A 14,306-nucleotide genomic window follows, 5' to 3' on the forward strand; every position below is an offset into this window, starting at 1 on the left:
TAGAGCAATAAACAAGTAAACCTATAAACTTATAAACTCAAAAGAATTATGTTTAAAAAAATATTAATTGCCAATAGAGGAGAAATAGCACTACGTGTTATTAGAACCTGTAAAGAAATGGGCATTAAAACAGTAGCAGTATACTCTACTGCAGATGCAGATAGTCTTCATGTAAAATTTGCAGATGAAGCTGTTTGTATTGGTCCAGCACCAAGTAGCGAATCATATTTAAAAATGTCTAACATAATAGCAGCTGCAGAAATTACTAATGCAGATGCTATACATCCAGGTTATGGATTTTTATCAGAAAATGCTAAATTTTCTAAAATTTGTACCGAACATGATATCAAATTTATTGGAGCCTCTCCAGAAATGATTGATAGAATGGGAGACAAGGCAAATGCAAAATCAACAATGATTGCTGCAGGAGTACCATGTGTACCAGGTAGTGAAGGAGTAATAGAGAATTTTGAAGATTGTAAAAAAGTAGCTAAAGAAACAGGCTATCCAGTTATGCTAAAAGCTTCTGCCGGTGGTGGTGGAAAAGGTATGCGTGCCGTTTGGAAAGAAGAAGATCTGCAAGAGGCATGGGAATCTGCAAGACAAGAATCTAAAGCAGCTTTTGGAAATGATGATATGTATATGGAAAAGCTTATTGAAGAGCCTCGCCATATTGAAATTCAAATTGTAGGAGATTCTAATGGTAAAGCATGTCATTTATCAGAAAGAGACTGTTCTGTACAACGTCGTCATCAAAAACTTACAGAAGAAGTTCCTTCTCCATTCATGACCAAAGCTTTACGTAAAAAAATGGGTGAAGCAGCCGTAAAAGCTGCAGAATATATTAAATACGAAGGAGCAGGAACAGTAGAATTTTTGGTAGATAAACACCGTAACTTCTACTTTATGGAAATGAATACACGTATTCAAGTAGAACACCCAATTACAGAGCAAGTAATTGATTTCGATTTAATACGTGAACAAATCCTTGTTGCTGCTGGAGTTCCTATTTCTGGAAAACATTATTTACCACAACTACACTCTATAGAATGTAGAATTAATGCTGAAGATCCATATAACGATTTTAGACCTTCACCAGGTAAAATTACAACTTTACATGCACCAGGAGGACACGGCGTTCGTTTAGATACTCACGTATATGCAGGATATTCTATCCCGCCAAATTACGATTCAATGATTGCTAAGTTAATTACAACTGCTCAAACAAGAGAAGAAGCTATAAATAAAATGAAACGTGCCTTAGATGAATTTGTAATAGAAGGCATTAAAACAACAATACCATTCCATAGACAATTAATGGATCATCCAGATTATCTATCAGGGAATTATACTACAAAATTTATGGAAGATTTTGTAATGCAAAAACCAATTGAAGATTAAAAAAAACAGCGACTTAAATATTTAAGTCGCTGTTTTAGTTTTAAAAATACTTATTGCTAAAAATTAATTTTTTTTATTTAGTAGTTTATACTATTTTTTAATTGACTAAAAAAATTATATCCTTAAAAGAAAGGAAATATCTTAAAATTATAATTATATACTGCTTTTAGTAGCATATTCATAAATTTTAACTTCAAATAGTTGCCCATTCTTCATTATCAGCATATATTTAAGCACATTTATTAAAATAAAAAATAATCATGAAAAAACTTTACTTTAACTGGTTTTTTACTTTAGTACTTTCAGTACTATTAACACTACCAGCATTTTCCCAAAATGGGAAATCTTTTTGGACTAAAACGTCTTACAGCAAAGCATCTAATAACGAATTAGTTTATAGAAAAACAGAACCAAATAAAGCAGAATTTTATCAGTTAGATATTAACGCTTTAAAGCAACAATTACAGAACGCTCCAAATAGAAATAATTTTGCTGGAACGTCTAATGTTATAGTAGATTTTCCAACAGCAGAAGGAACGTTTGAATCTTATAGAGTGAAGGAAGCACCAGTAATGGAAGAAGCACTTCAAAACAAATATCCACAATTAAGAACATATATAGGAGAAAGTGTTAATACTCCAGGAACTGTAATTCGATTTAGTATTACTCCTCAAGGACTACACACAATGTCTATGTCTAACAATAATGGAACTCAATTTATTGATCCATATTCAAAAAACAATAATGACTATATAGTATACTCTAAAAAAGATTTACCTATGCTTAATGAGCCATGGGAATGTGGAGTAATTGAAGGAGAAGAAATTTATGAAAATAGAGCTTCTAATAGTGCAGCACAAATGAATGCTAATGACGGTTTATTAAGAAATTTCAGATTAGCTATAGCTACAACTATTGAATATTCTTCTTTTCACTGGATGGCTGCAGGACTTGCAGCTGGAGATACTGAAGCTTCAAAAAAAGTTGCAGTTATGGCAGCGATTGTTGTTACAATAAATAGAAACAATCAAATTTATGAAAGAGATTTATCTATAACAATGACGCTTGTTGCAAATAATGATACAATTGTATTTATCAATTCAGATAATTTTAACAATGATAATGCAGGAACATTAATAAACCAAAGTCAAACAGTAATCGATGGTGCTATAGGTACTGCAAATTATGATATTGGTCACACCTTTAGTACAGGTGGTGGAGGTTTAGCACAGTTAAATTCTCCTTGTACAGGAAACAAAGCAAGAGGTATTACAGGTTTACCAGCGCCAGTTGGCGATGCTTACGATGTAGATTTTGTTGCTCATGAATTAGGACACCAATTTGGAGCACCACATACATTTAATGGAAACACAGGTAATTGTGCTGGAAGTAATAGAGAAGCTACTAACGCTTACGAGCCAGGAAGTGGTACTACAATTATGGCATATGCAGGTATTTGTGCACCACAAAACGTTCAAAGTAATAGTGATGCTTATTTCCATCAAAAAAGTTTACAAATGATTTGGGATAATGTATTTTCTGGAAACAGTCAATGTGCAACAACAACTCCAACAGGAAACAGTGCTCCAACATCAAATGCAGGATCAAATTATACTATTCCAAAATCTACACCATATATGTTAACTGGATCATCAACAGATACTGACGGAACAGCTACGCATACTTACACATGGGAACAGTACGATTTAGGACCAGCAGGATTACCAGAAGAAACTAACTTTACAGGACCAATGGTAAGATCGTTTGAAGGAACATCAAGTCCTACAAGAGTTATACCTCAATTAGCAAGTGTTGTAGCTAACGGAGGTGTTTCTACAACTTGGGAAAAACTTGCTTCTGTAGCAAGATCTCAAAATTTCAGATTAACAGTTAGAGATAACGATGCTACTGGAGGACAGACTGCTGTAGATGAAATGACAGTTAATGTAAATGCAGTTGCTGGACCATTTATAGTTACTTCGCAAGATACAGATCAAATAGTATGGACGCCAGGAAGTACAGAAACTATTACTTGGGATGTTGCAGGAACTACAGGAAATGGTATAAATGAATCAAGCGTAGATATTTTATTATCTACATCTCAAACTCAAGATGCAGAAGATTTTGATGTAGTTTTAGCTACTAATGTACCAAATACAGGATCTTATAATATTACTGTACCTAGTAATATTAGTGCACCATATTGTAGAATTATGGTTAAGGCTTCTAACAATATATTCTTTAATGTTAATGATGAATATTTTGCAGTAGGTAATTATACTTACGGACCAGGAGATGTTTGCCAAGATTACTTTTTTGCAGCAAATACGCTTTTAGAAGAAAACGATGCAACCTTTGGAGGATTTATTTTAACAGTAAACGACTCTAAAACTATTTCAGATTTAAATATAAGCGTAGATGTTACTACTACAAATAATGCTGAATTAGCAATGGCTATAAGAGGCCCTTTTGGAGATCAAACAAATTTACATTTCTTACAATCTGGTACTAATAATGGATGTGCTGGATTACCAGATGCATTAATAACTTACGATGACGAAGGTATTCCAAATGCATGTACAAGTACAAGTACTAACCTTTCTCTTCAACCTCTAGAACCTTTAAGTTTTGCAGACGGAGAAAATTCTTTAGGTGACTGGATTTTTAATATTGGAGATATTATAGTAGATGGAAATAGAGCTACTTGGAATAGCTTAACTTTAACTATTTGCGAAACAGGTAATATTCCAATTTTAGGAACAACAGATTTTGATTTAGAAAATTCATTCTCAGTTTTTCCAAACCCAAACAACGGAGAGTTTAATATTAAATTTAACTCAGTATCTAATGATATAGCTATTTCTATATTTGATGTTAGAGGTCGTTCGGTTTATAATAAATCTTACACAACTTCAGGAGCATTTAATGAAGCTATTAACTTAGGAGATGTTCAATCTGGAATGTATTTATTAAATGTAAAAGACGGAGATAGAACAATAACTAAAAAGATTATTGTAGAATAATTTTCTACTTTTAAATAAATTAAAAACTCCGAAAGCAATTTCGGAGTTTTTTTATTTTATAATAGTTTAAATATTTAAGCTATTTTCGTTTTATGGAGATGTCTTTTTGGGAAATAAAAACATGGTTAAGCAATGTAGATTATACAATAGTAGGAAGTGGTATTGTGGGACTAAACTGTGCTTTGCAATTAAAAGAGAGATTTCCAAAAGCCAATATTTTAATTCTTGAAAAAGGTATTTTACCGCAAGGAGCAAGTACAAAAAATGCAGGATTTGCATGTTTTGGTAGTTTAAGCGAAATACTAGCCGATTTAAAGCAACATTCTAACGAAGAGGTTTTAGATTTAGTAAAACAGAGACAAGATGGCTTAAAACAACTAAGAGAAACTTTAGGAGACAAGGTAATAGATTATAAACCATTGGGCGGCTACGAATTGTTTTCAAAAAAAAATAATGTATTATTTGAAGACTGCTTATCTAAAAAAGAAAGCATTAATAAATTTTTAAAACCATTATTTAAAGCAGATGTTTTTAGTATAAAACCAAATAACTTTCAATTTAAAAATATTAAGCCAAAGATTGTTTTTAACCAATTTGAAGGCCAAATAGATACCGGTAAAATGATGTTATCATTAACACAATTGGTATTAAGTAAAGGAGTTAAAATACTAAACAATACGGTTGTTGAATCTTTTATAGATATTGGAGAATCCGTTAAAGTTAAAACTAATCAGTTTGAATTTACTACATCTAAACTTTTAATTGCAACTAACGGTTTTGCTTCACAGTTAATTAAAGAAAAAGTAAAGCCAGCAAGAGCACAAGTATTAATTACCAAACCAATTAAAAATTTACAAATAAAAGGTACTTTTCATTTAGAAGAAGGCTATTACTATTTTAGAAACATAAATAATAGAATACTCTTAGGTGGTGGTAGGCATCTAGATTTTAAAACCGAAGAAACTACTACAATGGCTTTAACTAATATTATTCAAAATAAATTAGAAGAGTTGCTTAAATCTACTATTTTACCAAATACAGCTTTTGAAATAGAACATCGCTGGAGTGGTATTATGGGTGTAGGAAGCCAAAAAAAACCAATTATAAAGCAATTGAGTAATAATGTGTTTTGTGGAGTTAGATTAGGAGGAATGGGAGTTGCTATTGGAAGTAATATTGGTAAACAATTAGCAGATTTTTTAAAATAATTTATGAAGAAACTGTTTAGATTTATAGTTAAATTATTTTTTTGGAGTGTTGTACTTTCAATAGGATTAGTTGTGGTTTTTAAATTTGTACCTGTTCCTGTAACGCCATTAATGGTAATTCGCTATTTTGAAAACCCATCAGAAAAAAAACTATGGAAACATAATTGGATTCCCATTGAGGAAATGTCTAAGAACATACAATTAGCAGTTATTTGTAGTGAAGATCAAAAATTTGTTTCACATAATGGATTTGATATTGAAGCTATTGAAAAAGCTTACGAGCATAATAAGAAAGGAAAACGTATAAAAGGAGGAAGTACCATAAGCCAACAAACGGCAAAAAATGTGTTTTTATGGCCAAAAAGAAGTTGGTTTAGAAAAGGTTTAGAAACTTATTTTACATTTTTAATTGAAAAAATTTGGACTAAAGAGCGTATTCTAGAAGTCTATTTAAATAGTATAGAAATGGGAGATAATGTTTATGGAATTGAAGCAGCGTCACAATTTTGGTTTAATAAACCTGCAATTAAATTAACAAGTTATGAAGCAGCTGCAATAGCTTCTATATTACCCAACCCTAGAAAATATAAAGCAAACCCAGCTTCTTCTTTTATTCAACAAAGAAAACAATGGATTGTAAAGCAAATGCAATTTTATGGTACTTTAAACTTAAAAACTAAATAATGACAGTAAAAGAAAAGTTATATAACTTGTGTTTAAATGCCATAGATAATCGTTTGTTAACAGTTAAAGCTACAATGAATGAAATACAAGAATCTCTACTTTCCGAAACAAAAAGCAGTGCAGGAGACAAACATGAAACAGGCAGAGCAATGTTACAATTAGAGAGAGAAAAAGCAGGAAATCAACTTGCAGAAATTATAAAAATTAAAACAAATTTATCTAAAATTGATATTACTAATCAGTCTAAAATAATAAAACCCGGAAGTGTAGTTTATACTAATAAAGCAAATTACTTTATTAGTATTAGTGCTGGTGAACTAGAGGTTGATAATATTAAATTTTATGCAATCTCACCTAATACACCAATAGGTCTTTTATTAGTTTCTAAAACAGTTGGCGATACAGTAGTTTTTAGAGATACTAAATTTGTTATTAGTGAGGTTTTTTAATTTTCTTTAAATAAATAATAGTACCTTTTTCTAGGTTTTTACTGTTTTTAAAAAATACATTTTCTCCATTTAAATTAGCTTCAATTAAATAATAATGTCCTTTAAAATAATTGTTTTTTACGATTGCTTTTAAGTTGGAACTATCTACTATTTTTAATTGATGTGCATAAATAATATCATTATTTATAATATTAAATTCTCCAAAAAAAGAAGCAACTAAAGCAGTCTTTGGGTCTTTATATAATTGTTTAGGAGTGTTGTAAGCTTCAATTTTGTTATTGTTTAAAACAAGCATGTTATCTGCAAAACCTAAAACATCTTCTTTGTCATGGGTAGCAACAATACAAGTAATATTTTTATCCTTTAAATATTTAAAAATACTGCGCCTTAGCGATTGTTTTTTAAAATTATCTATATGGCTAAAAGGCTCATCTAATAATAAAATTTCTGGAGCTTTTGCTAAGGCTCGTGCTAATGCAACACGTTGTTTTTGTCCACCACTTAATAGCTTTACCTTAGTTGTTGCTACAGCAGTAAGCTCTACAACTTGTAGAAGTTCTGCAATGCGTTCTTTTTTTTCTTCTTTGTAAAAGTTTGAAAGATGTTGTCCTATATTTTCTGCAACCGAAATAAAAGGTTCTAACTCAAATTCTTGAGCAACATATTTCATAAAATCATAACCAATTACTAAATTATGTTTTGGACCAAGAATTTGTTCTTTTTTCCAGAATACAGTTCCGTTATTTAAGTCGTATTCACCACGAAGTACTTTTAAAAGTGTGCTTTTTCCAGAACCACTTTCGCCAATTATAGCAAGGTATTCTCCTGGTTTTACATTAAAAGAAAGTGCTTTTAATATTGGAGATTTATTATAATTAAATGATAGGTTATTTACTTTTAACATATTGTATAAATATAATTAGACCTTAAAGTCTATAAAGATTTTAAGGTCTAAAATATATTATAAATTTCTAGTCTTTAAATTCATCTTTCGTTTTACTAGGCAATACGTTATAACCCATGTTATAAAGTGTAAATCCAAAAACATCTGCAGCTTGTTCTATAGTTTTACTTACAGGAGTTCCTGCACCATGACCTGCATCTGTTTCTATTCTAATTAATGTTGGATTATCTCCAGATTGTTTTGCTTGTAATTCTGCCGCAAATTTAAAACTGTGTGCTGGTACAACTCTATCATCATGATCGCCTGTGGTTATTAAAGTTGCAGGATATTGTGTTCCTTCTTTTACATTATGTACAGGAGAATAGTTTTTTAAATATTCGAACATTTCTTTGTTATCCTCAGCTGTTCCATAATCGTATGCCCAGCCAGCGCCAGCTGTAAATGTATGATAACGTAACATATCTAAAACGCCAACAGCAGGTAAAGCAACTTTCATTAAATCTGGTCTTTGTGTCATAGTAGCACCAACTAGTAGTCCTCCGTTAGATCCTCCTTTTATTGCTAAATATTCTGATGTGGTATAATTTTTTGTTATTAAATATTCTGCTGCAGCAATAAAATCATCAAAAACATTTTGTTTTTTTAATTGTGTTCCTGCATCGTGCCATTCTTTTCCGTATTCTCCACCACCTCTTAAATTTGCAACAGCATAAATACCACCTTGCTCCATCCAAACAGCATTTACAATACTAAAACTTGGCGTTAAACTAATATTAAAACCTCCATAACCATAAAGAATTGTTGGGTTTTTTCCGTTAAGCTCAATACCTTTTTTATGTGTAATTATCATTGGAATTTTTGTACCATCTTTTGAAGAATAAAAAACTTGTGTGCTTTCATAATCATCATAATTAAAATCTATACTCGATTTTTTATATAGTTCTGAAGTTCCATTTTCAATATTATATTTATAAATATTATTAGGTGTTACATAGTTTGTAAATGAGTAGTATAATTCCTTGTCTTCTTTTTTAGCTCCAAAACCTCCAGCAGTTCCAATACTTGGTAGTTTTACTTCTCTAACTAATTTTCCAGAGTAATCGTATTGAAAAATTTGAGAAACGGCATCTACCATATAATTAGTAAAAATATAACCACCTGCTGTAGAAGGACTCAAAACATTTTTAGTTTCTGGTATAAAATCAACCCAATTTTCTGGAGTAGGATTTGATGCATCTACTGTAACAATTTTTTGATTTGGTGCATTTAAATTTGTTACTAGGTAAAGTTTAGAGCCTACATTTTCTAATAAATAAGTATCACTATCTGTATTTCCAATAACTTCTATTAAAGGAGCGTTGGTTTTAGTTAAATCTTTTATGTAAAGTTTGTTTCCAGAAGTAGATGTACGAGGTGATATTAATAGGTAGTTATTATCTTCTGTTACACTTGCATAAATATATCTGTGTTTTTCTTCTGGAGTTGCACCATAAATAACTTTATCATCTTTTTGAGAAGTACCTAGTTTATGGTAATACACTTTATGTTGATCTGTTTTTGCAGAAAGTTCACTTCCTTTTGGTTTGTCGTAACTAGAATAATAGAAACCTTCATTCTTGTACCAAGACATGCCACTAAATTTTACATCTACTATGGTGTCTTCAATAATTTCTTTTGTTTCTGTATTCATTATTAATATTTTCCTCCAGTCGCTTCCACCTTCAGAAATTGCGTAGGCTAGTATTTTTCCATCTTTAGAAAAACTAGTACCACCCAATGAGGTTGTACCATCATCACTAAAACTATTTGGATCTAAAAATACAGTTGCAGTTTTTGGGTCTTCTCCTGTTTTATATCTATAAATTACATATTGATTTTGAAGTCCTGTGTTTTTAGAAAAATAAGTGTAATCTCCTTCTTTAAAAGGCGCTCCAATTTTCTCGTAGTTCCATAATTTTGTTAATCTATCCTTTAATTCATTTCTAAATGGAATGTTGTCTAAATAGCCGTATGTAGTTTTATTTTGTGCTTTTACCCAAGCCATAGTTTCCTCACTTCTATCATCTTCTAGCCATCTGTATGGGTCTTTAACTTCTGTTCCAAAGTATGTGTCTACAGTATCTGTTTTTTGTGTTTCTGGATAGTTAAGTGTAATTTCTTTTTTACTTTTTTGCTCTTCTTTACAAGACATAATAATTGAAAGTGTTATTAAGCAAATTGCTAATTTTTTCATGGCTACTAAATTTTATAGAGTATAAAAATAAACAAAAAAAGCGCTTCCTTATAATTGAAAGCGCTTTTAAAGACTAAAATGATTTACTATTAATTTTTAAATTAAAAGTAATTTAGGTTTTTAATAAGTGTGTTTAAATCTGTTTTTAACAATATTATAATTACACTAAATTATTTTTTACTAAATATTCTGCTATTTGTACAGTATTTGTTGCGGCACCTTTTCTAAGATTATCACTTACTACCCAAAGATTTAAAGTATTAGGTTGTGAACCATCTCTACGAATTCTACCTACAAAAACATCATCTTTACCATTAGCGTATAGCGGCATTGGATAGGTGTTTGTGTCTAAATTATCTTGTAATGTTACTCCATCTGTTTCAGTTAATAATTGCTTTACATCTGCAATATTAAAATCGTTTTCAAATTCTACATTTACAGCTTCGCTATGTCCTCCTGAAGTAGGAATTCTAACAGCTGTTGCAGTTACGGCAATAGTTTTATCGTTAAGAATTTTTTGCGTTTCACGCACTAATTTCATTTCTTCTTTAGTATATCCGTTTTCTTCAAAAACATCGCAATGCGGAATTGCATTTTTATGAATAGGATAATGGTAAGCCATATCACCATCTATACCAGCCATTTCATTTTCTAACTGTTGTACTGCTTTTACACCAGTTCCAGAAATAGATTGATATGTAGATACTACAATTCTCTTTATTTTATATTTTTTATGAAGTGGTGCTAAAGCCATTACCATTTGTATGGTAGAACAATTAGGGTTAGCAATAATTTTATCGCTTTTTGATAGCTCGCTTGCATTAATTTCTGGAACTATTAATTTTTTAGAATGATCCATTCTCCATGCCGAAGAATTATCAATTACTGTTGTACCAACTTCTGCAAATTTTGGAGCCCATTCTAAAGATGTGTTTCCGCCTGCCGAAAATAAAGCTACGTCAGGTTTCATTGCAACTGCATCTGCCAAACTTACAATTGTAAACTCTTTGTTTTTAAAATTTATTTTTTTTCCTACAGAACGTTCTGAAGCAACAGGAATAAATTCTGTAATTTTAAAATTTCGTTCTTCTAGTACTGTGCGCATAACTTCACCAACCATGCCTGTAACACCAATAACTGCTAATTTCATAACTTAATATTTTATTCTAAATTAAAATAGAATTACAAAGCTATTGTATTTGTAATAGTTAGTGTAAAAAAAATAATTATTTTTTTCGTAAAAATACAGCATAAAAAAAATCGGTTTTGCAATACAAAACCGATTTTTATAAAATATTTTAAAAAAATTAAATTACTTTTTTAAAGCATCTCTAATTTCTTTTAATATGTCTAACTCAGATGGTCCTGCTGGAGCAGCTGGAGCCGGAGGAGTTTTTGTTTTATTATAAGCTTTAACAATCATAAATAATACAAATCCAACAATAATTAAGTTTATTATTGAGTTTATCCATTTACCATACATAATAGCATTTTCTGGTTTTGTAACAACTCCATCCGCACCTATTGTAGCTGGAGATAATACATATTTTAAATCGGCAAAATCTACACCGCCAGCAAAATTACCAACAATTGGCATCATAATGTCCGATACGAAGCCGTTTACTACCATTCCTACAGCTCCAGCAAGAATAACTGCTACAGCTAAATCTATGACATTTCCTGTCATAATAAAATCCTTAAATTCTTTAAGCATAATTTTAATTTTTAATATTAGTTGAATTATTAATTATAAAATTAAATTTAGCTTAATTTTTTAAAAAATCATAAGGTCGTAATGTAAAAGCTTATATAGTTATCGATAAAACGTGCGTTTAACACGTTGAGATACGGATGTTAGCAATTCGTAAGAAATAGAATTTATACTTTCTGCTAAATCTTCTGCCGAATGTTGTGGACCAAAAACAATAACTTCGTCACTTTCTTGACATGCAATGTTTGTAACATCTACCATAATCATGTCCATACAAACATTTCCTATAATTGGTGCTTTTTGGTTATTTATGTAAACAAATCCTTTTCCATTACCAAAGAGGCGATTTATACCATCTGCATGACCAATAGGTAAAGTAGCCGTTTTTGTGGTTTCTTTTGCAATAAAAGCGCGGTTGTAACCCAAACTATCTCCTTTTTTTATAGTGTGTATTTGCGAAATACTTGTTTTTAAAGTTGCAATAGGTTTAAGTTTTTTATTAATTTCTTTATCATTTCCAAAACCATATAGCCCAATACCACTTCTTACCATATTAAAATGCGCTTGAGGATAATTTAATATTCCAGAAGTATTACATTGATGTAGAATAGATTGATAGCCTAAAAGATCTATTATTTTTTTTGAAATATTTTTGAAACTTTCAATTTGGTTTAAGGTAAACTTCTCTTCATTTTTATCCTCACTTGCTGCTAAATGAGAGAAAATAGATTTTACTTTAATAGCTTGTGTTTCTTGTAGTTTATTAGCAATAGTGGTAATCTCATTTTCAGCAAAACCTAATCTATTTAAACCTGTATTAAATTTTAAATGAATAGGATAATTGTTTTGTTTTAGTTCTTTAGATGTTGTTATAAAGTTATTTAAAACTCTTTGAGAGTAAATATTAGGCTCTAAGCGGTATTCTACAATATCTTTAAAATTTATAGGAAGTGGATGTAATACTAAAATTGGTGTATTTACACCTGCGTTTCTAAGAGCTATGCCTTCGTCTGTATAAGCAACAGCAAAATAATCTACATTTAAAGTTTCTAAATATTTTGCTATTTCAATAGCATCGCTGCCATAAGCAAATGCTTTAACTACAGCTAAAAACTTTGTGTTGCTTTTAAGTTTAGATTTAATAAAAGTAACATTGTGTTTTAAAGCGTTTAAGTCTATTTCCAGAACGGTTTCTTGACCTTTAGGCATCTTTATCTTTAGATTTTAACTCTTGAGCATCATTAACATTTAAAGCTTTTATTTTTTCTCTTGTTACTGCTTTGTAATATGCTGCACGACTTAAAGGTTCATACTCTTCGGTTTCACCTAATAATACAAGATCCTCACTTTTATTTTTACGGTAGCTAAATTGAGCTAAATTTCCTGTTCTTGTGCAAACGGCATGTACTTTAGTAACATATTCTGCAGTTGCCATTAAATTTGGCATAGGACCAAATGGATTACCTTTAAAATCCATATCTAAGCCAGCAACAATTACTCGAATACCTTTATTTGCTAAATCGTTGCAAATGCGTACAATCTCGTCATCAAAAAATTGAGCTTCATCTATACCAACTACATCACAACCGTCTGCTAAAATAGGAATATTAGCTGCAGCAGGTACTGGTGTAGAGCGTATTTCGTTTGCATCGTGAGAGACCACCATTTCGTCGTCATAACGAACATCTATTGCAGGTTTAAAAATCTCAACTTTTTGTTTTGCAAATTGAGCACGTTTTAGTCTGCGAATTAGTTCTTCGGTTTTTCCAGAGAACATAGATCCGCAAATAACTTCAATCCAACCAAATTGTTCTTTTTGATTTACTGTATTTTCAAGAAACATTTCGTAATTTTATCAAACAAACGAGATAAATTTCTCGTTGCTATAAAGGTGGCTCAAATTTATTAAAAATCTAAGGCCTAAATTGTATAAATTTCAATAATTATAAAAAATTTAATTTTATGAAGAAGAAATTAGAATCCGAATTAATGAGTATTGCTCATAAGATTCTTAAACTAAAAGGAAAAGAGGATGTAAATAAAATGCATACAGAAGTGGCTGCTTTATACGAAAAACTTACAGTTTTAAAATTTGCACAAGAGAATTTTGAGGAAGATTTGCCAACTATAGGCAACGACTCTTCGTTCTTTGGTATGTTAGATACCGCATTTAACAATACGGTAAGCGATAATATTGAGGTTGGAAATAAAACCTATGTTAATGTAGATGAGCGCGATGACGAAGAAATAATGGAGCCTTTAATGGAGAAAATTAAAGACATGGTTGCGCAAATGCCACAAGAAACGCAACAGGTTGATGATGTTTTTGAAGCTATTAAACCTAAATACCATAAAAATGATTTTGAAGAAATAACAGCAGATTTCGATAAAATACCTGTATTCGATAAAGTTAGTGATGTTAAACCTCCAGAAAAGAAATCTTTAAACGATAAATTAAAATCACGTGGTTTAAGTATAGGTTTAAATGATAAATTAGCTTTTATTAAACATTTGTTTGATGGGAAAAATGTGGAATACGATCGTGTTATTTCGCAATTAAACACAATGACTAGTTTTAATGAAGCTAAAAATTTTATTGAAACTACTGTAAAACCAGATTATGAGTCTTGGGAATCTAAAGAGGAATATACGGAGCGTTTTATGGAGATTATTGAGGCTAGATTTAATTAAAT

The 14,306-nt window shown here is 30.6% G+C and carries 12 protein-coding genes; 6 read left to right on the forward strand and 6 right to left on the reverse strand.

Annotated elements, in window-relative coordinates:
- Positions 1-48 precede the first annotated feature (48 nt).
- The 5 genes from accC to CLV86_RS09450 all read left to right on the forward strand — a co-directional run bounded on the left by accC (position 49) and on the right by CLV86_RS09450 (position 6,765).
- A complete protein-coding gene (gene accC / locus CLV86_RS09430; RefSeq protein ID WP_076731614.1) occupies positions 49-1,401 on the forward strand; it encodes an acetyl-CoA carboxylase biotin carboxylase subunit in 1,353 nt (450 codons plus the stop codon).
- Between the two features lie 260 nt (positions 1,402-1,661).
- Positions 1,662-4,424 (forward strand): zinc-dependent metalloprotease, encoded by a 2,763-nt coding sequence (locus CLV86_RS14360; protein WP_121051870.1) that lies wholly within the window; start codon positions 1,662-1,664, stop codon positions 4,422-4,424.
- Between the two features lie 92 nt (positions 4,425-4,516).
- Positions 4,517-5,632: an NAD(P)/FAD-dependent oxidoreductase gene (locus CLV86_RS09440; protein ID WP_121051872.1), complete on the forward strand. Its 1,116-nt coding sequence runs from the start codon at positions 4,517-4,519 to the stop codon at positions 5,630-5,632.
- 3 nt (positions 5,633-5,635) lie between these two features.
- Positions 5,636-6,316, forward strand: a complete 681-nt coding sequence (gene mtgA / locus CLV86_RS09445; RefSeq protein ID WP_121051874.1) for a monofunctional biosynthetic peptidoglycan transglycosylase — start codon at positions 5,636-5,638, stop codon at positions 6,314-6,316.
- On the forward strand, positions 6,316-6,765 hold the full coding sequence (locus tag CLV86_RS09450; RefSeq protein WP_076731618.1) for a 3-oxoacyl-ACP synthase: 450 nt from the start codon (positions 6,316-6,318) through the stop codon (positions 6,763-6,765). The genes mtgA and CLV86_RS09450 overlap by 1 nt, the downstream gene beginning before the upstream one ends.
- Here the strand turns inward: CLV86_RS09450 and CLV86_RS09455 are convergent.
- From CLV86_RS09455 to CLV86_RS09480, 6 genes are all read right to left on the reverse strand, one after another.
- Positions 6,749-7,669, reverse strand: coding sequence for an ABC transporter ATP-binding protein (locus CLV86_RS09455; protein WP_121051876.1), 921 nt, complete (start codon positions 7,667-7,669; stop codon positions 6,749-6,751). The two genes, CLV86_RS09450 and CLV86_RS09455, sit on opposite strands and share 17 nt — an antisense overlap.
- 67 nt (positions 7,670-7,736) lie before the next feature.
- A complete protein-coding gene (locus tag CLV86_RS09460) occupies positions 7,737-9,902 on the reverse strand; it encodes a prolyl oligopeptidase family serine peptidase (protein ID WP_121051878.1) in 2,166 nt (721 codons plus the stop codon).
- A 160-nt stretch (positions 9,903-10,062) separates the two neighbouring features.
- Positions 10,063-11,052 (reverse strand): aspartate-semialdehyde dehydrogenase, encoded by a 990-nt coding sequence (locus CLV86_RS09465; RefSeq protein WP_121051880.1) that lies wholly within the window; start codon positions 11,050-11,052, stop codon positions 10,063-10,065.
- 162 nt (positions 11,053-11,214) lie between these two features.
- The gene (gene mscL / locus CLV86_RS09470) at positions 11,215-11,616 is read right to left on the reverse strand and encodes a large conductance mechanosensitive channel protein MscL (RefSeq protein ID WP_121051882.1); all 402 of its coding nucleotides are present in this window, start codon (positions 11,614-11,616) and stop codon (positions 11,215-11,217) included.
- Positions 11,617-11,715: 99 nt separating this feature from the next.
- Positions 11,716-12,822, reverse strand: a complete 1,107-nt coding sequence (alr, locus tag CLV86_RS09475; protein ID WP_121051884.1) for an alanine racemase — start codon at positions 12,820-12,822, stop codon at positions 11,716-11,718.
- Positions 12,815-13,456 (reverse strand): thymidine kinase, encoded by a 642-nt coding sequence (locus tag CLV86_RS09480; RefSeq protein ID WP_076731624.1) that lies wholly within the window; start codon positions 13,454-13,456, stop codon positions 12,815-12,817. The genes alr and CLV86_RS09480 overlap by 8 nt, the downstream gene beginning before the upstream one ends.
- 119 nt (positions 13,457-13,575) lie before the next feature.
- On the opposite strand from CLV86_RS09480, the gene CLV86_RS09485 reads away from it, so the two are divergent.
- Positions 13,576-14,304 carry a hypothetical protein gene (locus CLV86_RS09485; protein ID WP_076731625.1) on the forward strand — a complete coding sequence of 243 codons (729 nt, stop codon included), beginning with the start codon at positions 13,576-13,578 and terminating at the stop codon, positions 14,302-14,304.
- Positions 14,305-14,306: the final 2 nt, after the last annotated feature.

The sequence above is a fragment of the Lacinutrix venerupis genome (assembly GCF_003663945.1).
In the GTDB taxonomy this organism is placed as follows: domain Bacteria; phylum Bacteroidota; class Bacteroidia; order Flavobacteriales; family Flavobacteriaceae; genus Lacinutrix; species Lacinutrix venerupis.